Consider the following 22,019-nt stretch of genomic DNA (forward strand, 5'->3'; position numbering starts at 1 on the left):
AATTTCCTCATATCGTGTTTATAGTCACAAATGATATTTTTTGTTTGCATTGCGCTTGCAAAAGTTGCTACAAAAGGTATTTTTACAGGCAGAGAGGCTCGCTGTAATCTGTCTTTAGCGCGCAAAAAATTTTAGAGGGCTTGAATGAATTATTTAACACGTCTGCTGCTTGGTTTAGGTTTGGCTATCCCGATGTCTGCACTTGCTGCGGAACCCCCGCTGAATTGGGCCAAGTCCGTGTATTTGAATCTTGGCTATAGCGCCGCAGATAACGCTCTTTACCTGAAACAGAAAAATGAAAAATGTACCATCGGATCGGTAAATGAGGATGGCGTTGAATGCGTCAATTTTGCGCAGGTGAAGGCTGATTTCCCCGTGTCGGATGCTTTCGTTAAAGTACTTCGTATGGATCTTGGTGGGAACAAGTTTGGATTTCGATGGAGAACGAATCCCGATCCCGATATGAAACAGTCATCCACCTTGGTCTTGGCGTCCAATCTTGATTTCCATGAGCTTCAAGCCGGGGTCTGTGTAGAAGATCATTTCGCGCCTGATTTTACAGGAAAGGTATTTGATGGTAGCGGCTATATTATTTCAAATCTCTGCAAGACCATCGATGACCAGACGGGTTCCTCGGTAGGCTTGTTTAAGGAGATTTCTAATGCTATCGTTAAGAACGTGGCTTTTTCAGATGTGCAATTTGTGACTTCGACGTTGAACCCTTCTGACTTGGGAACTAAGTATTACCCTGTTGGGGCGCTTGCCGGAAAAATTTTTAGGAGTAGTGTAGAAGGTGTTGATTTTACCAATGTTGTTATTCAGGGGCCGCTAGCTGGTGGTCTTGCTGGGGTCATTGAAGAATCCTTGATTTCGGGTTTTTGGTCATTTGGAACTAATAACGTAGTAAATGTTTCAAATGAAATTGCGGTGACCGATGGCTATGTCGGTGAATGTGAAGGTTGCAATATTTCATATACAAAAGGTTACAAGGCCCTTGTCGGCGGTCTTGCCGGTGTCGCTTATCAAACCTCTTTTGACAACATCAATTTGCAGGTCGATGTCCGAAACAAGGCTGCTGTTGACTTGTCGAGCGTGGGTGGCCTTGTGGGCCTGTATGTCACCAAGGGTAACCAGAATAATGAAGATTACAAAGAATTTAAAATCACTAAGATTTCTATCAAGGGTCCCAATAAAGCGTCGGGACCTGTTGTTGCTGGTGGTATATCAATGGGTGGCTTGCTTGGAGAGGTTAAGCGGATTGATTCGAATAACTACCCTAAATCAAGTTTGATTATCCAGGAGGCAAAGGTCGAAAATCTGAAAGCTTCGCAAAGCATATTCAAAAAGACTTTACCTAAAGCTACTTATCTTGGCGGCCTTATAGGGAACGGTGATATATGCAATAGTGGAAAGCTAGAAATATCGAACTCTTCTGTAACGGATTTCGAGATTACTGAAGCCGTGAAGAAAAATGGAATTTATCAGTATTATATTGGTGGCATTGCCGGTTATGCAGGGTGTGACCATGTGAATAATTCGTCATCGACTGATTTGTATTTGACACTTACAAAGTCAAAGGCTACGGGTTCGATTAATCTGAGTGCCAAGGAACCCGATATTGCGTCGACCGCTGAAGTTCATGTATCGGCTTCGATTGGTGGCCTTGTGGGTGCGGCTGTTATTGCCGGAAATGAAAATGCTGTGGCTGAGAACGAGATAAGCGTTGGCATTACTTACGATGTAAAGAAAACGAATGCTAAAATAGCCGAAGCTTCGGAGAAGGTTTATATTGGCGGTGCGTTTGGTACTGTGAATACGTATAATTCGTCGGCTGTGGTAAAAGGCTTGCGTTCTTCAAACTACATCAAGGTTGTCGATGATGGTGTTGACTCCTATGTGGGTGGAGTTGTTGGTAAATTCCCATTGATTAGCAGTGGTGATTCGAAGATTTCGTTTAAGGATGTTCAGGTCGTGCCGAGAAGTTCAAAGAAATCGATTCTTTTGGACTATGAAGCTTATGGTACTCCTGGATATGACAGCTATGCCTCTGTGGGTGGTCTCTGCGGAGATTGTTCTCTGATTGGTGAAATTGTACAAAGTTCGGTCAAGGGACATTTTAACAAACTAGATGGCGCTAACGGATCTTTTGAGAAAAAGGCTTTTAGCCTGGGTGGTCTTGTCGGTAAATCAAGAGCATCAGAAGCAATAACTGTAAAGAACACTTATTCGGATGGTAACATTTCTGATGGGTTTGCCGTTGAAAAAGCTGATGAAGAAGCTCCCAAAAATAAAGTGGGTTACTTGTTTGGCGAAATCCCGGGAATTCAAGGACAAAAAGAATCCATACTTATTTCGAATTTCCATTATGGTGTAGATAACGTTGCTGCTATTGGTGATGCGGATGGTTCCAGTGTTAAGAACTTTACAGAGGGCAATTTTGGCGAATTCACCGCTACAAATAATGTGCGCAATGGTGCAAAAACGGAATTGACGGCTAAAAATAACGGCTATGTCTCTAAAGACTACATGGAATCTTCAAATTTTGCAGCATTCCTGAACAGCCCCTGGACTGAAACCGAAGACCTCGTGTGGGCCTATTCTAATGATGCGGGGGGATTGCCGTTCTTTGGAACTCCATCGACGGGGCAGGTTGTGTTGACTGTTCCTGTTGTGTTCAAGGATGGTGAATCTGTTCTATCGGTCAAAATTGGGAATAAAGTTGTTGATGTTCAAGATGTGAAAGTTGGCGGTGCCGCCGTGGCTCCTGCAACTCCTGCGCCGAAGGATGGCAAGTGCTTTGACAAGTGGAGCGAAGACTATACTCACATCATGGCTGCGGTAGATATTCTTGCCCAATATAAGGTTTGCACGTATACAGTTGTGTTTACAAATGAAGATGGGACGAAAACATTTGATACGCAGACGGTTGAATACAACAAAAATGCAACCGCTCCTACGGATCTAGAATTGCCCGAAGGCCAGTGCTTCGACAGCTGGGACGGAACTTATACAAGTGTAAAGTCTGATTTGACCATTAAGGCCAAAACCGCTCCTTGCACCTATACGGTTAAATTTACAGATGAAGCCGGAACAATGGTCTTTAAGACGCAGACTGTTGAATACAACAAAGATGCAACCGCTCCTACAGATCTAAAATTGCCCGAAGGCAAGTGCTTCGACAGCTGGGACGGAACTTATACAAGTGTAAAGTCTGATTTGACCATTAAGGCCAAAACGGCTCCTTGCACCTATACGGTTGAATTTACGGATGAAGCCGGAACAAAGGTCTTTAAGAAGCAGACTGTTGAATACAACAAGGATGCGACGGCTCCTACGGAACTGGATTTGCCTGAAGGCAAGTGCTTCGATAGCTGGGATGGAATTTATACAAATGTAAAGGCTGATCTGACCGTCAAGGTGAAGACTAAAGCTTGCGGAAATTCCAGCAGTTCTAGCAGCGGAAATACTTCGGAATCCTCGAGTTCTTCGAGTGCTGGCAATGGCGGCAATTCTTCTAGCGCTGGTAACGGCAACGCATCTAGTAGCAGCGCCGGCAATGACAAATCGAGTTCTAGCAGTTCAGAGAAAAAGTACCTGCACGAAATTGCCAAGCCGACGGCGACGCAGGACGGCAAGGCTCTTCGCATGGAATTCGATAACCAGCTTGCGAATATGTCTGAAAAGGTGGATTGCCACATTCAGGTGGTTTCGGAGGCCGGAATCTACCTCGATACAGTGGTCGATGGAAAAACGGTGGGTGGGGTTAAGAACGGAACCTGGCGCCTTGACCCGGCACCTGCTGGCGAATACACCGTGTTCATCACGCTTAAGGATGGTGTTGATTCCATCCCCTATCAAAAGACTTTCAAGTCTATAGAGAAACGCGAACTCGCCACCAATTCCTGGCAGACGCTTTCGCTGTACGCCTTCTGCCAAAACAAGGGCGAAGAATGTCTGTCAGATCTGGAAGAACGTTTTGCTCGCAAGCTGAATAACAGGGCCGCCGAACAGTGTGAAGAAATGAAGTCCAAAGTCAAGCGTGGCAACGCTCCTGACAATGATCAGTTCTATCGTGAAATAGATGAAGTCTGTGCCCAGGCGAATAGCTCGGAAGTCTCGACATCGATTTACTGGTGGGATGAAACGAACCCAATCGGTGATTATTGGCAGTACCGCAAGTTTAGCGTGAACGACAAGTTCGATTCTACTCGCGGTTACTGGTATGGCCCGATAAATAGCGAACCTTTGGTGATGAGTCTACAGACGCCCAACATGAAAGATGAAATTGTCTGGCGCCTGGAAAACAAGTTCTCTGGCTGGAATCTTGTGGCAAATCCGTTTGGCTGGTTTGTCAAGCTTCCGGAAGACGAAAAGTTGACGTTCTGCCGCTGGAATCCGGAAACTAGCGGATATGTTCCCGCTGATACGCTTGAACCTTATGAAGCTATTTGGGTGCATACGGAAAAGCCTATGACGTACCGCATTCCGCTGAAGGCTGTTATCGTTCTCGAAGACGAAAAGGGAAAGAAGTCCTTGAACAAGAACGCCGCACCAGACGACTGGAATCTCCGCGTCGTCCTGGCAGACAATAACGGCAAACGCGACTCCTGGAACGAACTTGCTGTGGGTTCTGCCTCGTCCTTGAGTGAACCGCCGGCAGGTATGGGGGACCGTGTGAACCTCTCCATTGTCGAAGGCAAAAAGCGCCTTGCCAAGAGCGTAAAGCAGAATGCAGACGATCTTGAGTGGAATCTCGAAGCTAGCGCAACGACAATGCGCGATGGTCACTTGAGTTTTGAAGGTCTCGAAAGCGTCTGGGCAAAGGGCCTGCGCGTTTATGCGACGGTCGATAATGAAACTGTCGAGATTGCAAAAGACCGTCCGCTGGATGTAACGCTCTCGTCGAAAGCGAAGAATATCTCTGTTCGAGTGACCAAGAGTGCAGTAGTCTCTGGAGTCTCGAAGAATCTCCTCAAGGGACTCCGCGTGAACCAGACTCCGAACGTCCTGAACGTCGGTTTCGATGCAGCCTCCAAGCTCGCCGGTGCCAAGGTGAAAATTAGCGTCGTGGGTATCGATGGCCGAATCGTTGCGACGGGCAAGTCTACTGTTAATGCGGGCACGAACGCCATCTCCATGAAAAAGCCCAAGCAGGGCGTCTACTTCGTGAAGGTCAAGGTCGGAAGCCTTAGCGCCGTTACCCGCGTTATGGTCCGATAAATCAGTCTAGCCGAACGCAAGTTTAATTACTAAATTTGCGCTCGTTATGACAAAAGCTAAACTCATCAAACTCATCATTGCATCGGTGCTCGCCATCGCTGCCCTCTTCGTCCCGTACGAAGCCCTCGGCTTCGTTGGTGACCACGCGTTGAACACTCTCGAAATTCGCGTCATCGCAATCTTTGTGATGGCAGCCCTTTTCTGGATCCTTCAACCGTTCCCGATCTGGTCCACCTCCATGTTCGTCATCGTGTTGATGATTCTCACGCTTTCGAACTCGGCTCTTATCCCGTTCCGCGTGGAAGGTGTTGAACCGCTCAAGTTCAAGGATATCATGGCAACGTTTGCCAACCCGATCATCATGCTCTTCTTGGGTGGCTTCTTCCTTGCTTCTGCCGCTTGCAAGTACAACATGGACAAGAACCTTGCCCGTGTGCTCTTGAAGCCGTTTGGTAAGGATCCGAAGTGGGTGCTCCTTGGCCTCATGATCATTACCGCCGTGTTCTCCATGTTCATGAGCAACACCGCTACTGCTGCAATGATGCTCGCTATCCTCGGCCCGGTGCTCAAACTCTTTGATGCAAACGACCGCGGTAAAGCTGCTTTTGCTCTCGCCATCCCGCTCGGTGCTAACATCGGTGGTATGGGTACTCCGATCGGTACGCCTCCTAACGCTATCGCTCTTGGCGCTCTCCAGTCCAGCGGTTTCAACATCTCGTTTGGCCAGTGGATGGAATTCGGTGTTCCGTATGTGATTATTATGATGATCCTCGCTTGGCTTTTGCTCCTCAAGCTCTATCCGATCAAGATGAAGGAAATGAACCTCGATATCGAAGGTGCCGAAGGCTTTGACAAGAGTCCGCGCGCTATCATCGTTTACATTACCTTTGCTGTTTGCGTGATTTTGTGGGTGACGGGTAGCAAGGTTCACGGTCTTAACGACAACGTGATTGCTATGATCCCGATGGCTGTGTTTGCTTTGACGGGCGTGATTAATAAGAAGGACCTCAACGAAATGAGCTGGGACGTTCTCTGGCTTGTGGCTGGTGGCTTTGCTCTCGGTCTCGGTTTGCAGCAGACCGGTCTTGCCAAGGACCTCATCAACGCTATTCCGTTCAACACCTGGTCCCCGGTCGTCCTCATGGTCGGTTGCGGCTTCATCTGCCTTTTCATGGCAAACTTCATGAGTCACACCTCCACGGCTAGTTTGCTCGTCCCGATCTTCATTGTCGTGGCTGTGAGCTGCAAGGACAATCTCGCTCCGCTCGGTGGCGTGACCTCCTTGATGGTCGCTGTCGCATTCGCAAGCTCTCTCGGCATGTGCCTCCCGATTTCTACGCCTCCTAACGCTCTTGCACACGCTACGGGTTACACGGATACGCGTGGCATGGCTGTTACAGGTATTGTAATGGGTGTTGGCGGTCTTGTGCTCTCCTGGATCATGATGTTCGGCCTTTCCAAGGTGAACTTCTTTGAAGATCCGGCTGAAGCTGCTGTCGCTCCTGCTGCTGTGACTGCTCCGGCTCCTGCCGCAGAAAAGGCTGCTGAACCGGCCGCCGCTGAAGCTGCTGCTCCGGCTACCGATAGCGCTGTAGTCGCCATTCCGGCTGATTCGGCTGCTAAGGTTGTGGTAGATTCTATCGCTAAGTAATTAAGAATGTCACCCCGGCCATCGCGTCGGGTCGCCATTTACGAAATTCGCTCGGGTAACTCCCGAGCTTTTCTGTTTGTATAGCCGTCGCGTTTCGCCTTGGCGCATCTCGCTCTTGCGTGTTGCTCTGTCGGTGTTGAGAATGAGCTGCACTTTTTAAAACAAAAAAAAGAGCCTCGCATTTCTGCGAGGCTTTTCAGTGGTCGATACAGAACTCGAATCTGTGACCTCTACCATGTCAAGGTAGCGCTCTAACCAACTGAGCTAATCGACCATTAAGGTAGCCCAATATTAGAAAAAGAATTTCCCTTTGTCAAGGGTGGTGGGCGATATTTTTCAAAAAAATTGAAGAGTTTTTGTCCTAGTTCGTTTTTAACGGTCGTCTTCCGAAATCCAGTAATGCAGTCGGCCTTCGAAAAGTATCGGGGGGAGGCTTTCGTCGCATTTTCCTTGCCTGCAATCTGTAAAATGCAGATGGATATTGGCCGTCCATTTTGTATCGTCCTTCTGGTCGATGTGGACGTAGTTGCTGTCCCCTTTGACAAATGCTTTGGGGGTTCCCTGGACTTGAATCCATGTGTATGTTGGGACGATATTGTTGTTGCCGAGCTTTGGGTTGTTTACAAGAATACTCAGCTGGTCCTTGCGTTCACTACTTTCCATTGGAATTCTTATCTGAAGGTAGTGGTGGTTATTCCGGATGAATGGAATTTCAACATCGTCTCTGCTGAGTTCCTGCTTGATCTGGTCTTTGCCGTTGATGGTGTATTTGAGGAACCCGCCGCCTTTGACTTCCCAGCTGTCGTTGATGCCGCTGCATGCGGTGAGGCTTGCGGCGATACTCGTGATGACGATTCCTACGGCGAGTTGCGCGAACCTTGCGGGAGTTGCAGTCTTTGAAAAATGACTTGTCAAAAATGCGAATTTCATGTTTTTAAAATAGAAAAAACGCCGGGCATTGATACCCGACGCATTTTAGAAGTAATACTTCCTACTGCCTACTGCGGCGAAGCTGCTATGCTCTACCGTCAACGCCAGTTTCGTCGGCCTGAGGCGGCTGCTTCTGCTGGGCGATGCGCGGGTCTTCGAGAATGTAAAGCGGGAGCGTGGCAAGTTCTTCGTTATCCACGACGAGGCGCACGATGTACTTGTCCGGGCGCTTGAACTGCAAACGCTGCATGTTCAAAACCATGTTCACGGCAGCGGTGTCAAAGCCTTGGACGACTGGCAAAAGTTCGATTTCGGACTGCATCGGCGGTACAACGGCGTGTCCAACAACGTCTTCGATCGAAAGGCTCAACTGGTGTGTGCCTGCTTCGGAACGCTGGTAGCGCAAGCGGAAAGCGGCAGAACACTGCGGAATCACAAGCGGGAACTTAGCGAAAATTCGGTCAAATGCACCCAGGATGTTCAAACGTCCACCGGCATCGTTGGCGGTGGCGGCATCACAGATAGCGGCAATTTCAATATTCATTATGGGGTCTCCAAGTGTTAGATAAATGTTTAACTAAATTATAATTATATTCCGGAAAAGACGAGGATTTTATGCAAGAAATTCCACTTTGGTACTGGTTGATCGTGTTTTTTTGCCTTGGCGCCTGTGTCGGGAGCTTCTATAACGTTATTGTTTACCGCATGCCGCGCGGAATTTCGCTGATTAACCCGCCATCGCACTGCCCGCTTTGTAAAAAGAGGATCCCGATCCGTTACAATTTGCCGATTGTAGGCTGGCTTTGGCTGCGTGGCAAGAGCGCTTGCTGCAAACAACCTATTAGCGTGATTTATCCGATTGGCGAGAGCCTTTGCGGGCTGCTTGGGGCGCTTGCGCTTTATGCGGCGGTTGGATTTGGAACGGATTTTTCGCGCCCGGTCTTGTCTCCTGTGGTTTGGGCCGATGCGGCTGCGATGTTCTGGCTTTTGCTTGGTGCTTATCCTGTTTGTGCTGTCGATTGCAAGTACAAGCTGATTCCTGATTCCATCTCGGTCGGCGGAATTGTCGCGGGTCTCTTGATTTCGCTTGTTCCTGGTGGCGTGACGCCTCTTCAGAGCTTGATTGGGGCTGTTGTTGCAGGCGGCGGGCTTTATCTGCTCGGCTGGATTGCGACTAAGGTACTCAAGAAAGATGCAATGGGCTTTGGTGATGTTAAGCTTTTAGCGGGTTATGGAGCGCTGATGGGCGTGACGGGTGCCGTGGAAACGCTTTTGGTGGCTGCTCTGCTTGGAATTGTGGTGATGGTCCCGTACGGGGTTCTTGCCGCGAAAAAATCTGCCCAAAACAAGAACAGCGAGGAAGCCGGGCAAATTCCTTTCGGACCGTTCCTCGCCATTGCCGCCCCAGTTATTTACCTCTGGGGTTCAACGCTTGTAGAAGTTTATTTTAAATATGTTCTAGGGTAATAGAAGTTAGAGCTTAGAAAAACGTCATTGCGAGCGAAGCGTGGCAATCTATCTAAGTTCTACCAACTATTTTTTCTTTTTCCCGGGTCTCTGCGGCATAAACGGGCTTTTGGCGTTTGGTTCGCTGGAACCCTTTGCCGAAAGGATTTCCTGACTCGTGACCACGGAATCACCGACGCTCAGTCCCTTGAGAATCTGTACGTTCACGCCATCGCTAAGGCCGATCTTTACGCGGCGCGGTGCGGCCTTGCCGTTGATGTTGATCCACACGTGGTCGCCTTCAAGTTTTGGCTTCTTGTGCTTTTTCTTGGCGCCAGTACCCGGTGCTTTTCCTGGTCCCATGCCGGGAGGCGGGGGCGGGAAATTGTCGCCAGCTTCGGCTGTCTTCGGGCGTTCCGGGCGCGGCATATCCTTCGGGTCCATCATCGGAGTGCCTTCGGCGGGCTTGAATTTGAGGGCCTTGACAGGAATTATGACTGCGTCCGTGATTTCTTGCGTGACGATAGTGCAGGTGGCGGTCATGCCCGGCAAAAGCTTCTGTTCTGGATTCTCGGCGGTAATCACGACGGTGTAGGTCACCACATTGCTCGTGGTCGTCGGATTTAAACGGACTTCTTGTACGGTGCCGTTGAAAATATCGTTCTGGAAAGCGTCAACGGTAAATGTAACTCGCTGCCCGGCTTTAACTTGTCCAATGTCCGCTTCGTCTACTGCGGCCATGACCTTCATTTGTACCAAGTCCTTTGCGATGATGAACAGCGTAGGCGTACTCATGGAGGCGGCAACCGTCTGGCCTACGTCTACAGCGCGTTTCAAGACGACACCGTCAATCGGGCTCTTGATGGTCGCGTAGCTGAGGTTCAGGCGGGCCTGCGCCACTTCGTTCTGGCGTTGTTCCACGGAAAGCTTGGCTGCGTTTAGGTTGTATTCAGCCTGCTCCAGTTCGACCGCACTTGCGCTCTTGCTTTCGGCAAGCTTCTTTACACGGTCGTAAGTACTTTGTTTAAACTTCAGGTCGTTTTCGGCACTCTTGTACGAAATCAGAGCCTGCTTCAATGTCGATTGCAGCTTGGACTTGTCCAGTTCGGCAATGACTTGCCCCTTCTTGACTTTGGAATTGAAATCGGCGTTGATTTTAGCGATGTCGCCAGAAACCTGGGTGCCGACTTCCACTTGGTCAACGGGTTCCAAAGTGCCTGTGGCCGAAATTGTTGTCTTGATGGTATCTGTCACCACTTTGGTACTGATGAGGGCGCCCGCCTGATTGGCGGATTCGTCGTTAAAGAAGTACGATTTGATGCCGAGGGCGACCCCTGCCAAAACGGCGATAACGATGATGATTTTCAAGAGTTTTTTCATAAGCATTAGAAAAATAGTAACATTGATTTTTTATTACAGCAATTTTGATGATTTGGAAGCACGTAAGGTTGCAAATTTTCTAGCTTAAAGGTCATGACTCGCGTACGCAAAAAAGATGACAGTGCAGAAGTTCGCAAAGTGACTTGGGTTGGGCTTGGCTGGAACGCCGCGCTCTCTATTGCCAAGTTTGTTGTGGGTGTTGTAGGTAATTCTCAAGCTCTAGTTGCAGACGCGGTCCATAGCGCATCGGATTTTGTGACGGATGTTGCTGTTATTGTGGGCAGTCATTTTTGGAATTCCCCACCAGATGCGGAACATCCGTACGGGCATCGCCGTTTTGAAACTTTAATTACGATTGGAATTGGCCTTGCTGTAGCCGCTGTTGGTGTGGGTATCGGGTATAAGGCTGTAATTGCTCTTTTGGCGGGCGAAGCTTCGCACCCGGAAAATGTCGTTGCTGTAATGGCGCTTGTGTCCATTATTGTGAAAGAGATTCTGTTCCGCTATACGCGAAATGCGGGGCGGAAAATTCGCAGCCAAGTGCTCGAGGCGAACGCTTGGCACCACCGTAGCGACTCCTTTAGCTCGATTCCCGTGCTTGTTGCGGTCGTTTTTGCCATTTTGCTCCCCCAGCTGTGGTTTGCAGACTCTGTTGGCGCCCTCGTCGTGGCGTTCTTCATTATGCATTCCGCTATTGAAATTGCGGCTCCGGGGCTTCGACAGCTTGTGGACCGAGGTGCAGACCCGGATGTCCTTGGAAAATTGCGTAATTTGGCGCTTTCGCACCCGAAAGTTATCAGTTTGCATGGACTCCGTTCGCGTTATGTCGGGAGCGACTTGCATGTGGATGTGCATATCGTGGTGGATGACCGGATGACGCTGAAAGATGCTCATGACGTTGCCGAGGAGGTTGAGCAGTTGCTTATCGACTCGAACGAAAACGTCGTCGATGCCCTCGTTCATATTGACCCCTACAACGCCAAACGTGCCGCCCAAGGCGACATCAAAACGATTGAGAAATAGTTATTTAGTGCCTTCGGCACAGTTACTAGTTAATAGTTAGTAGTTACTAGAAGTTTCTACGTAAACATTTCAAGTAACTATGGTTATTGCGTCGTATTGTTTTTAAATGAATGTATAAATGTTCGTCGAGTGCATAAAGCGTCGGCCAAGGATGGGGAGGGGGCAGGGAGGGGCCCGTGCGGCCTTCGCAACTCTGAGCTGGGGCCCCGCCCGCATGAAGTTCATTTTAAATTAAAAAGGCTTTGGGCGTAAGCCCATATCGCTTTTCACACCAGTAAATATTCCAAAGTGGTATTAGCACTTTGACGAATCTACCTTGCGAGATTCGTGTTTCTATTTATATTAGTTTAGAATAAGTTGTGAGGTTGGATATGATACTCGAAGAATTTTACAAGCTGAACAACGGTCAACGTATCCCCAAAATAGCTCTAGGGACGTGGCAGACGCCAAATGACGTGGCTGCAACCGTCGTTGCCTCCGCCATAGATGCGGGTTACCGCCATATCGATACGGCAATTGCCTATGAAAACGAGTCGGGGGTCGGCGCAGGTCTCAAAACGGCACTGAAATCGACTGGAATCCACCGTGAAAGCGTTTTTATCACGACGAAAATCCCTGCCGAAGTCAAAAATTACGATGATGCGGTTCGCTGCATTCAGGAATCGATGGACCGCTTAGACGCGTTCCATATCGACATGATGTTAATCCATGCTCCGCGTCCGTGGACCGAGATGGGTTCAATCAGCGGAAATCGCTATTTTAAGGAAAATATCGAAGTCTGGAAAGCCCTCGAAGAAGCTTACGAGGCCGGCAAAATCCGAGCGATCGGCGTTTCTAACTTTGAAATTGACGACTTGAATAATTTGCTGGCGGGTGCCCGCGTGATACCTGCGGTGAACCAGATTCGCGTCCACATTGGACATGTGCCGACGGAGTTGATTGACTTCTGTGAACAAGCGGGAATCTTGGTGGAAGCGTATTCGCCGAATGCGACGGGGCGCCTCCTGAAGGTGCCGGAAGTTTGTGCGATGGCCGAAAAATACCATGTTACGGTGCCGCAGCTTGCAAGCCGCTTTGTTTTGCAGCTCGGACTTTTGCCGCTTCCAAAATCTGTGCATGAGGAGCGTATCCGCGAAAACGCTAAGCTCGATTTTGAAATCAACTCGAACGATATGGCGTCTCTGCTCGAAATCGAAGGATTGTAACCCATAATTGCTGAATTTTTTTGAAAAGTACGGCTGCTGTCGTACTTTTTTTGTTGTTGTAAATATTTTGTGCGAATTTTGTTGTTTGTGAATGAAAAATTATTTATTGCGATGAAGTGTAATGTAAAATAAAAATTATTTGTATTGTGTTGTAAATAAAATAAAGTTTTACTATACTTTGTATAACTTATTTGAAAGGAGAAAAATATGAATAAGTTGTTTGTTTTGATTCCGCTAGCTGCAAGTATGTGCTTTGGTGCTAGAATTGGTGTTCTTAAGAATACGGGCAGTTGCCCTGGGGAACAGGTCCTTATAGATCTTGATGTTGAGGATAGCAACAACCATACGGGTGTTAAAAATAAAACGGACCCGAATCCTCCAGGAATTACTCTTGGTAGCCATGCCAAATTTACATATTGCGTCCTTAATGTAAACTCTCTTACTAGAGTTCCGTATAGTTATTTTGTGTTGAGGTTAGGCAATAAGTGCCCCACGGGGTCTTATGCGTTCTCTCATCATCATGATACGGAAGACTCTCGCAATAGAAATGGTCATAGCGGCAATATAAGCCCCAGTGTAGTCAATAGTAACGCTACTTTGGAATATTGCTATGTACCTAAAAATGACTCTTCTAAGGTGAAGTACCCTGTTGACATTAAGTATGGCGTTTTCTCAAGAGGCTCCTCGAGTATATCGAAAATCGCGCATTCGGAAATATTTATTGACGATGAAGATAGTAATAACTCGAATAGTGACGAATTCCATTTCTCGGCCTCGGATCTTGTAAGCCAAGATATAGACCATTCTCTTCAGTATCCTGAAGCGCAGGCCATTTATAACTTTATGATGGATATATATTCTCTGCTTTATTCAAGTCCGGATGACTTGCATAATACCACTTATCATGTTATCAAGTGGACTGGCACTGCAAATGATTTGAAGAAATCCTCCGTTGTGGAAGAATCCGTGCCGATGGTTGCCGCTGTTCCGACAGCTCCGGCTGTTAAGGGCTTGAACCGCAGTCTCGTTTCTGTTGAACTCAAGTCTGCTGGCGATGTGAAGGTTTCTGTTGTCGGTATCAACGGCGCGGTTATTGCAAATGTCACTGAAAAGAACCTCCAGCCGGGCGATCACCAGATCAAGTGGAATTCTGGAATGATTCCGAGCGGCCGCTATATCGTGAAGATTGAACAGAACGGCATGGTGGACGCTAAGAATGTAATTTTGAAGTAAAATAAACGACTTCTTAATTAATTTTAATTAAAAGGCTCTTTGCTTGTGCAAAGGGCTTTTTTGTGTGCTTGTTATGTTCTGTAATTTTGTATGTGTGAATTTGTATAATTTTTTTTATTGTTAAAAATGAATTTATTTTGTTATATTGTTTGTATTGTTGTTTTAAGGAGAAAATAAATGAATAAAATATATCCATTAGTATTGCTTGCTGCATCGATGAGCTTTGCAAAGCTTATTGGTTTCTTGAATGCTGAGGCTCCCTCGGGCTGGTGCGGTAATCCGTTTTCCATATTTATCGATACGGAAAATAGTAACGACCAAAGTGGTGTCCGTTTTGGTGATCTCGCTTCTTCAAAAGCGGGCGTGACGTTCCGTAATGGTGGCGTTGAATTTGAATTTTGTACAGGAGACAGGGAGAGCTTGCCGCAAGCTAGGTTCGATTATGCGGTGCTGTCCTTGGACAACGAATGTCCTGCAGGGTCGTATAGGTATGGCCGTCGTCACGATACCCAAGATGGTGGGCGTAACTCGTCTACAGGATATGTAGGCGTTAATGAAGTGGGCAGCAATGTTACGCTTTATTTCTGCTACGTGCCGAAGAATGATTATGTTGCAGCGAAGTGGCCGTTCCATTGGAGCAATGGCCTTTTTGCCGATTTTAATGGAATACGTTCGTTTAATTATGAATTTTATATAGATGATGAAGATAGCAACAATAAAAACAAATGGCTCGGAAAATCGTCTTTACCACTATATGTTCAAAATGGAATAGACGCGATTATGAATGGCTCTAAAAATACAATGTACCGCGTGACTCGCTGGACCAGTCACATGTTCTATGACCTCTATAAGAGCGCTGCTGAAACTCCGGCTTCTTCTGAAAGTCCGCTCGTTGCTGCTGTTCCGTTTGCTCCGGCTGTTAAGGGCTTGAACCGCAGTATCGTTTCTGTTGAACTCAAGTCTGCTGGCGATGTGAAGGTTTCTGTTGTCGGAGTCAACGGCGCAGTTCTTGCGAATGTTACCGAAAAGAACCTCCAGCCGGGCGATCATCAAATCAAGTGGAATTCTGGAATAGTCCCGAGCGGTCGCTATATCGTGAAGATCGAACAGAACGGCATGGTGAACGCTAAGAATGTAATTTTGAAGTAAAATAAACGACTTCTTAATTAATTTTAATTAAAAGGCTCTTTGCTTGTGCAAGGAGTCTTTTTTTTTTGTTGTTGCGAATTTTTTTATTTTTAAAACTTTGTTTATGAAATTTTATTTAAAATATTTTGTTTGCTGATATGGAAGTTGCTTGATTTGATTTTTATGATACGTTGTGATACAACTTTTTATATGTAAGCTTTTTGTAGTGTTTTTAGCTTATTTACATTTACGTTTGTATAAATTATATTATATGTACTTTTTAAAATAAAGGAGAAAAAGTATGAAAAGTAAATATCTAGTAATCGCTTTGGCTTGCTTGACTAGCGCAAGCTTTGCAACAAGAATTGGTGTCTTGAAAAAAGATGCAAACTTTAAGTGCAAAGAACAAATCAAGATTGATCTTGATGTGGAAGATAGCCATAATAGGACGGGTGTTAAAAACGATACGGACCCGAATCCTCCAGGAATTTCTCTTGGTGGTCATGCTGTTTTTACATATTGTGCTTTGAACGTTAGTTCAATGCCGAAAATTTCCTATGATTATGCTGTTCTAGCATTGGATGAAGAATGTCCGGCAGGCACATACATGTTTATGCGTCATCATGATACAGAAGATTCGCATAATGCGAATTCTCATTCGGGAAATATCTATCCTAATGTTGTGAATAGTAATGCGACATTGATTTATTGCTTTGTTCCTGCTGATGAATCTTCTAGCAAACAATTCCCGTCGTTTGATAAAAATAATGGGGATAAATACGGGGTCTTTGCAAATCCTGATATGAAGAAGGTTAGCTCCAAAGTAAAGCATAGCGAAGTTTATATAGATGATGAAGACAATAGGAACGACCATTGGGAATGGTATACGATGCAGTATTTGCCTATTGTTGTGGGCGGTGGGTTCACGCAAGAGGGTAATTCAGATTATTGGTGCTATCCGTCATCAACGCCAAATCGTATTGTGAAGAAAATGAAAAATATTATGAATGGCGAAGATAATACGACGTATCATGTTGTCAAGTGGACGGGTGCTGCAAATGATTTGAAGAAGTCCTCCGTTGTGGATGAATCCATGCCGCTCGTTGCTGCTGCTCCGACTGCTCCTGCTATCAAGGGCTTGAACCGCAGTATCGTTTCTGTTGAACTCAAGTCTGCTGGCGATGTGAAGGTTTCTGTTGTCGGCATTAACGGCGCAGTTCTTGCAAATGTCACTGAAAAGAGCCTCCAGCCGGGCGATCACCAGATTAAGTGGAACTCCGGAATGGTTCCGAGCGGCCGCTATATCGTGAAGATTGAACAGAACGGTATGGTGAACGCCAAGAACGTGATCTTGAAATAATTTAAAAAGTTTCTTTATTCATTATCAGGTCCTATCCCTTAAAAGGGGTAGGACTTCTACGTTTATTTTGAGCGTTTTGTATAAAAAATATCGTAGATGTATTATGGGTGTGTTATGACGATTTTTTTTAAGGAAATAAATTGCTTGTAATAAAATTGTCTGTAATAATTTGTAGATGATGTATTGAATATTAATCTGTCTTTGTTATATTTGCAGCATTGTTGTTCTTTGATAAGGAGAGAAAAATGAAAAAAATATATCTGTTGGTCCTGTTGGCCGTTTCTATGAGTTTTGCTCTAACGATAGAGGGGAGTAATTTTTCTTATGCGAAATGTAGCTTCAGTTCATATTGCGATTATTCCCCTTATATTAGATTGTCGAATAAAGGCGGTGCTGAAATTCGGGGATTTAGAATGTATGTGTATTTTGCGAATTATGGCCGAGATGCTATGCCTCGAATTAACAGAGGAGACCGTGGCTTTACGTATTGGTTAGAAAAACGTTCTGCGTATGTGTATAGAATTGTACTTGATTTTGGTAAAACGACTACGATTCCTGCGAACGGAAAGTTTCCGGAGGATGGAGTTTTCCCTGGAGATGCTCCTTCCTATAACCATATGTTCTTCTCTTTGGATATGGACATTAGGTGGTTTGATAGTCATGACAAAAGTGAACAGTACGGTTGGTACCCGTTCCCTACGGGAGAATCGTTTGACAATATAGTTGTGGAATCTTTGGATGGTAAGATTTTATATGGTAAACATCCTGAAGTGTTGAGAATTGGTGTGCTGAAAAAGAATTCAGGGGATAAATGCAATGAAGAAGTTTCGATTCGGCTTGATACGGAAGATTCGAGTAATAGAAATGACATTGACGGTGATTCAAATCCTCCTGGAATTAAGGTTGATAAGCATGGTGTAAAATTTACATACTGTGTTCTTTATAGAAATGAATTGCCTAGAGCGCCTTTTGATTATGCTGTGCTTCAACTGGACCAAAGGTGCCCCGATACTTCAAATCATGTTGTTCGTCGTCATGATACGGAGGATTCAGATAACAATAATGGTTCGTCAGGCTTTATTTGGCCTAATGAAGTTGGGAGTAACGCTTCTTTGAGGTATTGCTTTGTGCAGGCTGGCAAAAATGCACCGAAGAAATATCCGTTTGATTCGAAGTATGGTATATTCGCTGTAGCGGAAGGTTTTAAAAATTTGACTCGCAGTGAAATCTATGTGGATGATGAAGACAGTAATAATAACAATAAATGGAATTATTATGGTGCTGAAGATGCCGTGAAAAAACGTATAAATAAAATCATGAGTGGGTCTGATAACACTACTTATCATGTTGTCAAATGGAATGGAGGCTCTTTAGCAAAGTCTACAGAAGTTGCTGACAATTCTGTAAGTAGCGCTTATGTCGCAGCTGCGCCGCTTGCTCCTGCTATCAAGGGCTTGAGCCGCAGTATCGTTTCTGTTGAACTCAAGTCTGCTGGCGATGTGAAGGTTTCTGTTGTCGGCATTAACGGTGCGGTTCTTGCAAATGTTACCGAAAAGAGCCTCCAGCCGGGTGTTCATCAGGTTAAATGGAACTCCGGAATGGTTCCGAGCGGCCGCTATATCGTGAAGATCGAACAGAACGGCATGGTGAATGCAAAGAATGTGATTTTGAAGTAATTCGAAATTGTTGAATAATGCAAAGAATCCCGCTCCAGTCGGAGCGGGATTCTTGTATAACTGAATGTTTGCCGATTCGCGAATTTTTAGTCGTTGACCATCTTTTCGTAGAATTTGCGGTAGTGGTCGCGGTCTTCGGTCTTGCGGACGGCAATGGCGTCTTGCGGATGGCGGTTGAGCATGCCCGTGATCATCTGCGGGATGATGTAGCCCCATTCGTACTTCTGCTGCAACGGGAGGAACAATTCTTCGTAGGCGTCGAGAACCGGGCGCAAGTCGTACTTCGGATTCTTGAGGAAGCTGAGGAGGAGTTCGGTGGTGCAGTTGCCTGCGCCACGGCCCATGCCGGACACGGAACCGTCGAGGTAATCGACGTGGTTGATGATGGCCTGGATTGTGTTGCTGAAGGCGAGTTGCTGGTTGTTGTGGCCGTGGAAGCCGAACTTCTTGTTCTTCACGATGCCCTTGTAGCGGGCGAGTTCCTTGTCGATGTCTTCCTGGTAGAAGGCGCCGAAACTATCGACGAGGTAAAGCACGTCGGCCTTGCATTCTTCGTTGACCTGGTGGAGCGCTTCGTCAAGTTCCGGGCCGCGGTCGCGGCTTACGGCCATGATGTTGAGCGTTGTTTCGTAGCCCATGTCATGGAAAGCGTTCACCATGCTGATGCCCTTGTCGATGTTCTTGACGTAGCTTGCGACGCGGAACATCTGGTATGGACTTTCGGAAGCGGGCTTCACGGCGTCCATGTTGACGCGGCCCACGTCAGCCATCACGGCCATCTTCATCTTGGAATCGATGCCGTCCTTGACTTTCCAGAGCAGGTCGTCTTCGCAGAATTTCCACGGACCGTATTCCTTGGGGTCGAAGAGTTCCGGGGAGTTCTTGTAACCCATTTCCATGTAGTCTACGCCGGCTGCGGAAAGGAGGGTGTACAATCTACGCACGAATTCAAGAGAAAAATCGTGCTTGTTGACGAGACCGCCATCGCGGATCGTGCAGTCGAGAACTTTAATGGTTTCGTAGTACATAGTGGTTATGGGGTCGCTTCGCTTTGAGGTTTGGGGTCGCCGCGAGCGGCTTTGAGGTTGAAGTTTAGATTGCGTTAGACGTCATTCTGAGCGATGAAATCGCGAAGAATCCAGTCGTTTTTCATTTACATCGCAAACATAGGTTTTATAATTTGATCGGTCAATAAAATTTTTGAAACAGCTTGAAAATGTTTGTTATTTAACGTAACTGTTGCGTTGAAAGTATAAAAACGCGCTGTTTGAGGGTGTTTTAAGGCTGCGAATTTCTCGGAAAGCTTTCTCGTCTGGACTCGGTTGCTATAAAACCCCTATAATAAATTGCTATTTTGGGTGGCTTTGGAAGCTTTTTAGATTGGGTCTTGTAAGGGTAATTTTATAATCTACGCTAAAAATGCGTTAAATTAATGCGAAGCTTGACAGGGTCTTTCGTCCCTTCGGTCCTCAGAATGACGTTTTAGTATGAGGATAATTTTACTTTTCGAAAAAACATCGTGAATCTATATTTAGCGCATGCATATATATAAGCTTTCCCCAATTCTCTCTGCCGCGGTTCTTTTGAGCGCGGGTGTCGCTTCTGCCGAAACCAAGTTTTTCTACAATCAGGTCGGTTATGATGTCGGTCAGCCGATTTCTGTAATTGTCAAGAGCGATAATCTTTCGGATGGTGCCGAATTTAGCGTGATGTCGGGCGGAACTGCGGTCAAGACGGGTAAGTTGTCGGCGGGTTCGAATCCGGACAACTGGCTGAATAATGGCAAGTTTTACGTGGCGGACTTGACGGGCCTTACGGCGGGCAAGTACACGCTCCAGGTTTCCGAGAATGGGCAGCCGCAGAATTCGGGCGAGTTTACTGTGAGCGAAAACGCTTTGGCTGCAAATACGCTTGCATCAGTGCTCAATTACTTTTATGATGACCGTGCCGATGACCCGACGGTTGAGGGCTGGGACAAGAGCATGGGAATTTATAATTCCGGCAAAAAGGTGGATGTTCATGGCGGCTGGTACGATGCCAGCGGTGACGTGAGCAAATACCTTTCGCATTTGTCTTATGCGAACTATTTGAATCCGCAGCAGATTCCTTTGACGGTCTGGTCGCTTGCTTTTGCTTCGGAACGCATCCCGAAGTTGCTTGGCTCGACTGCGACAAAGGCGAAAACGGCTGATGAAGCGGCTTACGGTGCGGATTTTTTGGTGCGCATGCTCTCTGAAGAAGGTTTCTTCTACATGACGGTTTTTGATAACTGGGGTTCGCCACTGGGCAAGCGCGAAATTTGCGCATTCTCTGGTTCTGATGGTATCAAGAGTGCTGATTACCAGACGGCGTTCCGCGAAGGCGGTGGCATGGCGATTGCCGGTCTCGCAAGCGCTGCTAGGCTTCAGCTGAAGGGCGACTTTACAAGCGAACAGTATTTGGCGGCGGCTGAAAAGGCTTACAAGCATTTGTCCGAAAAGCAGAGCATTGGCGGCGATTGCGCTTACTGCGATGACCACAAGGAAAATATCATCGACGATTACACGGCGCTTTTGGCGGCGACGGAACTTTATGCCGCTACAAAAAAACAGGAGTATTTGGAAGATGCTTATGACCGTGCCGAACATTTATCTTCTCGTGTCAGTGTAGATGGCTATTTCTGGAGTGACGATGCTAAGACACGCCCGTTTTGGCATGCAAGTGATGCGGGGCTCCCGTTGGTGGCCCTTGCTCGTTATAGTGAGGTTGTTGGCGCTATTGACGAAGATGCCGGCATAGAAGTTCATGGTCAGCCATTCCCTTATTGGGCTTGCGTTACTATGATTGGTGGTGGTTGCGTGAACGAATCTATCGATAATGTTCGTAATGCCATTAGGTCTCATTTTGACTGGCTTGTTAAAATTACGAATAAGGTTGATAACCCGTTTGGTTATGCCCGCCAGACTTACAAGACTCAGGACAAAATAAAGGATGGATTCTTTATCCCGCACGATAACGAAAGTAATTATTGGTGGCAGGGTGAAGATGCTCGCCTTGCAAGTCTTTCTGCGGCGATAATGTACGCAAATCGCATTATTGACGGCGAATATAGGAATGTTACCACGAGTGATGTGCAAAAATATGCTACGGATCAGCTCGACTGGATTTTGGGCAAGAACCCGTATGCGACTTGCATGATGTATGGCAAGGGAACGAAGAACCCGCAAAAGTATGATGGTCAGTCTGAATATGATGCAACGCTTGAAGGCGGTATTGCAAACGGCATTACCGGCAAGAATCAGGATGGTTCAGGCATTGCATGGACGGATGACGGCGTTGCTGCAGTGGGCTTTGATTCCATGAAGGAATCTTGGCAGGTGTGGCGCTGGGATGAACAGTGGCTTCCGCATAGCACATGGTACTTGATGGCGCTCGTGGAACGCTATGATGAAGTGACAACGCCTGTGAAATTCTCTGTTGGACTTTCGAAGTCTGTGGCTATGGCGAAGTTCGGCATGTCGCTCGTAGACAATACGCTTTCGCTCCATTTGCCGAGTTCTGTCGTGGGCAAGTCCATCAAGATTCTTGATGTAAAGGGCAATGTGCATATGCAGAAGACTGCCCAGAGCATGAATGAATCGCTCAACGTCAGCACTCTCAAGAGCGGGCTATACCTCGTGCAAGTTCAAGGCTTTGCCGCTAAGAAGTTTGTTGTGAAGTAAGAATGCTTTGACGTCATCCTGAGTCCGTAAGGACGAAGGATCCAGTTAATTCTTGGTGAAGCAACT

Annotated in this window: 14 protein-coding genes and 1 tRNA gene; 10 read left to right on the plus strand and 5 right to left on the minus strand. The window is 46.7% G+C overall.

Features of this window, described 5'->3' with window-relative positions:
• Nucleotides 1-144 precede the first annotated feature (144 nt).
• Both B7990_RS07805 and B7990_RS07810 read left to right on the plus strand, forming a co-directional pair.
• On the plus strand, nt 145-5,220 hold the full coding sequence (locus B7990_RS07805; RefSeq protein ID WP_088640423.1) for a T9SS type A sorting domain-containing protein: 5,076 nt from the start codon (nt 145-147) through the stop codon (nt 5,218-5,220).
• A gap of 46 nt (nt 5,221-5,266) precedes the next feature.
• A complete protein-coding gene (locus B7990_RS07810) occupies nt 5,267-6,871 on the plus strand; it encodes a DASS family sodium-coupled anion symporter (RefSeq protein WP_088640424.1) in 1,605 nt (534 codons plus the stop codon).
• A gap of 200 nt (nt 6,872-7,071) precedes the next feature.
• Here the strand turns inward: B7990_RS07810 and B7990_RS07815 are convergent.
• The 3 genes from B7990_RS07815 to B7990_RS07825 form a co-directional block, all read right to left on the minus strand.
• Nucleotides 7,072-7,145: transfer RNA gene (locus B7990_RS07815), tRNA-Val, on the minus strand.
• 98 nt (nt 7,146-7,243) lie between these two features.
• Nucleotides 7,244-7,801 carry a hypothetical protein gene (locus B7990_RS07820; protein ID WP_088640425.1) on the minus strand — a complete coding sequence of 186 codons (558 nt, stop codon included), beginning with the start codon at nt 7,799-7,801 and terminating at the stop codon, nt 7,244-7,246.
• A gap of 85 nt (nt 7,802-7,886) precedes the next feature.
• Complete coding sequence (locus tag B7990_RS07825; protein WP_088640426.1) at nt 7,887-8,345, minus strand: hypothetical protein; 459 nt, start codon at nt 8,343-8,345, stop codon at nt 7,887-7,889.
• 71 nt (nt 8,346-8,416) lie between these two features.
• Here B7990_RS07825 and B7990_RS07830 point away from each other — a divergent pair, with 71 nt between their 5' ends.
• A complete protein-coding gene (locus B7990_RS07830) occupies nt 8,417-9,268 on the plus strand; it encodes an A24 family peptidase (RefSeq protein WP_088640427.1) in 852 nt (283 codons plus the stop codon).
• 66 nt (nt 9,269-9,334) lie between these two features.
• On the opposite strand, the gene B7990_RS07835 is transcribed toward B7990_RS07830, so the two are convergent.
• Nucleotides 9,335-10,627, minus strand: coding sequence for an efflux RND transporter periplasmic adaptor subunit (locus B7990_RS07835; RefSeq protein WP_254917394.1), 1,293 nt, complete (start codon nt 10,625-10,627; stop codon nt 9,335-9,337).
• Nucleotides 10,628-10,720: 93 nt separating this feature from the next.
• On the opposite strand from B7990_RS07835, the gene B7990_RS07840 reads away from it, so the two are divergent.
• From B7990_RS07840 to B7990_RS07870, 6 genes are all read left to right on the plus strand, one after another.
• Nucleotides 10,721-11,650 (plus strand): cation diffusion facilitator family transporter, encoded by a 930-nt coding sequence (locus tag B7990_RS07840; RefSeq protein ID WP_088640429.1) that lies wholly within the window; start codon nt 10,721-10,723, stop codon nt 11,648-11,650.
• 371 nt (nt 11,651-12,021) lie between these two features.
• Entirely contained in the window at nt 12,022-12,855 is an 834-nt protein-coding gene (locus B7990_RS07845; protein ID WP_088640430.1) for an aldo/keto reductase, read from the plus strand.
• A 207-nt stretch (nt 12,856-13,062) separates the two neighbouring features.
• Nucleotides 13,063-14,088 carry a hypothetical protein gene (locus B7990_RS07850; protein WP_088640431.1) on the plus strand — a complete coding sequence of 342 codons (1,026 nt, stop codon included), beginning with the start codon at nt 13,063-13,065 and terminating at the stop codon, nt 14,086-14,088.
• Between the two features lie 177 nt (nt 14,089-14,265).
• A complete protein-coding gene (locus tag B7990_RS07860; RefSeq protein WP_141099238.1) occupies nt 14,266-15,237 on the plus strand; it encodes a hypothetical protein in 972 nt (323 codons plus the stop codon).
• Between the two features lie 280 nt (nt 15,238-15,517).
• Entirely contained in the window at nt 15,518-16,576 is a 1,059-nt protein-coding gene (locus tag B7990_RS07865) for a hypothetical protein (protein ID WP_088640434.1), read from the plus strand.
• Nucleotides 16,577-16,821: 245 nt separating this feature from the next.
• Entirely contained in the window at nt 16,822-18,252 is a 1,431-nt protein-coding gene (locus B7990_RS07870) for a hypothetical protein (protein ID WP_141099239.1), read from the plus strand.
• Between the two features lie 86 nt (nt 18,253-18,338).
• Here the strand turns inward: B7990_RS07870 and B7990_RS07875 are convergent, their stop codons facing one another.
• Nucleotides 18,339-19,280 (minus strand): aldolase catalytic domain-containing protein, encoded by a 942-nt coding sequence (locus B7990_RS07875; protein ID WP_088640436.1) that lies wholly within the window; start codon nt 19,278-19,280, stop codon nt 18,339-18,341.
• Nucleotides 19,281-19,790: 510 nt separating this feature from the next.
• On the opposite strand from B7990_RS07875, the gene B7990_RS07880 reads away from it, so the two are divergent.
• Nucleotides 19,791-21,953: a glycoside hydrolase family 9 protein gene (locus B7990_RS07880; RefSeq protein ID WP_088640437.1), complete on the plus strand. Its 2,163-nt coding sequence runs from the start codon at nt 19,791-19,793 to the stop codon at nt 21,951-21,953.
• Nucleotides 21,954-22,019 lie beyond the last annotated feature (66 nt).

The organism is Fibrobacter sp. UWB4, assembly GCF_002210345.1.
GTDB lineage: Bacteria > Fibrobacterota > Fibrobacteria > Fibrobacterales > Fibrobacteraceae > Fibrobacter.

Coding starts and splice junctions, on each gene's coding strand:
- B7990_RS07805 (WP_088640423.1), top strand. CDS start 145: ATGAATTATTTAACACGTCTGCTGCTTGGTTTAGGTTTGGCTATCCCG.
- B7990_RS07810 (WP_088640424.1), top strand. CDS start 5,267: ATGACAAAAGCTAAACTCATCAAACTCATCATTGCATCGGTGCTCGCC.
- B7990_RS07820 (WP_088640425.1), bottom strand. CDS start 7,801: ATGAAATTCGCATTTTTGACAAGTCATTTTTCAAAGACTGCAACTCCC.
- B7990_RS07825 (WP_088640426.1), bottom strand. CDS start 8,345: ATGAATATTGAAATTGCCGCTATCTGTGATGCCGCCACCGCCAACGAT.
- B7990_RS07830 (WP_088640427.1), top strand. CDS start 8,417: ATGCAAGAAATTCCACTTTGGTACTGGTTGATCGTGTTTTTTTGCCTT.
- B7990_RS07835 (WP_254917394.1), bottom strand. CDS start 10,627: ATGAAAAAACTCTTGAAAATCATCATCGTTATCGCCGTTTTGGCAGGG.
- B7990_RS07840 (WP_088640429.1), top strand. CDS start 10,721: ATGACTCGCGTACGCAAAAAAGATGACAGTGCAGAAGTTCGCAAAGTG.
- B7990_RS07845 (WP_088640430.1), top strand. CDS start 12,022: ATGATACTCGAAGAATTTTACAAGCTGAACAACGGTCAACGTATCCCC.
- B7990_RS07850 (WP_088640431.1), top strand. CDS start 13,063: ATGAATAAGTTGTTTGTTTTGATTCCGCTAGCTGCAAGTATGTGCTTT.
- B7990_RS07860 (WP_141099238.1), top strand. CDS start 14,266: ATGAATAAAATATATCCATTAGTATTGCTTGCTGCATCGATGAGCTTT.
- B7990_RS07865 (WP_088640434.1), top strand. CDS start 15,518: ATGAAAAGTAAATATCTAGTAATCGCTTTGGCTTGCTTGACTAGCGCA.
- B7990_RS07870 (WP_141099239.1), top strand. CDS start 16,822: ATGAAAAAAATATATCTGTTGGTCCTGTTGGCCGTTTCTATGAGTTTT.
- B7990_RS07875 (WP_088640436.1), bottom strand. CDS start 19,280: ATGTACTACGAAACCATTAAAGTTCTCGACTGCACGATCCGCGATGGC.
- B7990_RS07880 (WP_088640437.1), top strand. CDS start 19,791: ATGCATATATATAAGCTTTCCCCAATTCTCTCTGCCGCGGTTCTTTTG.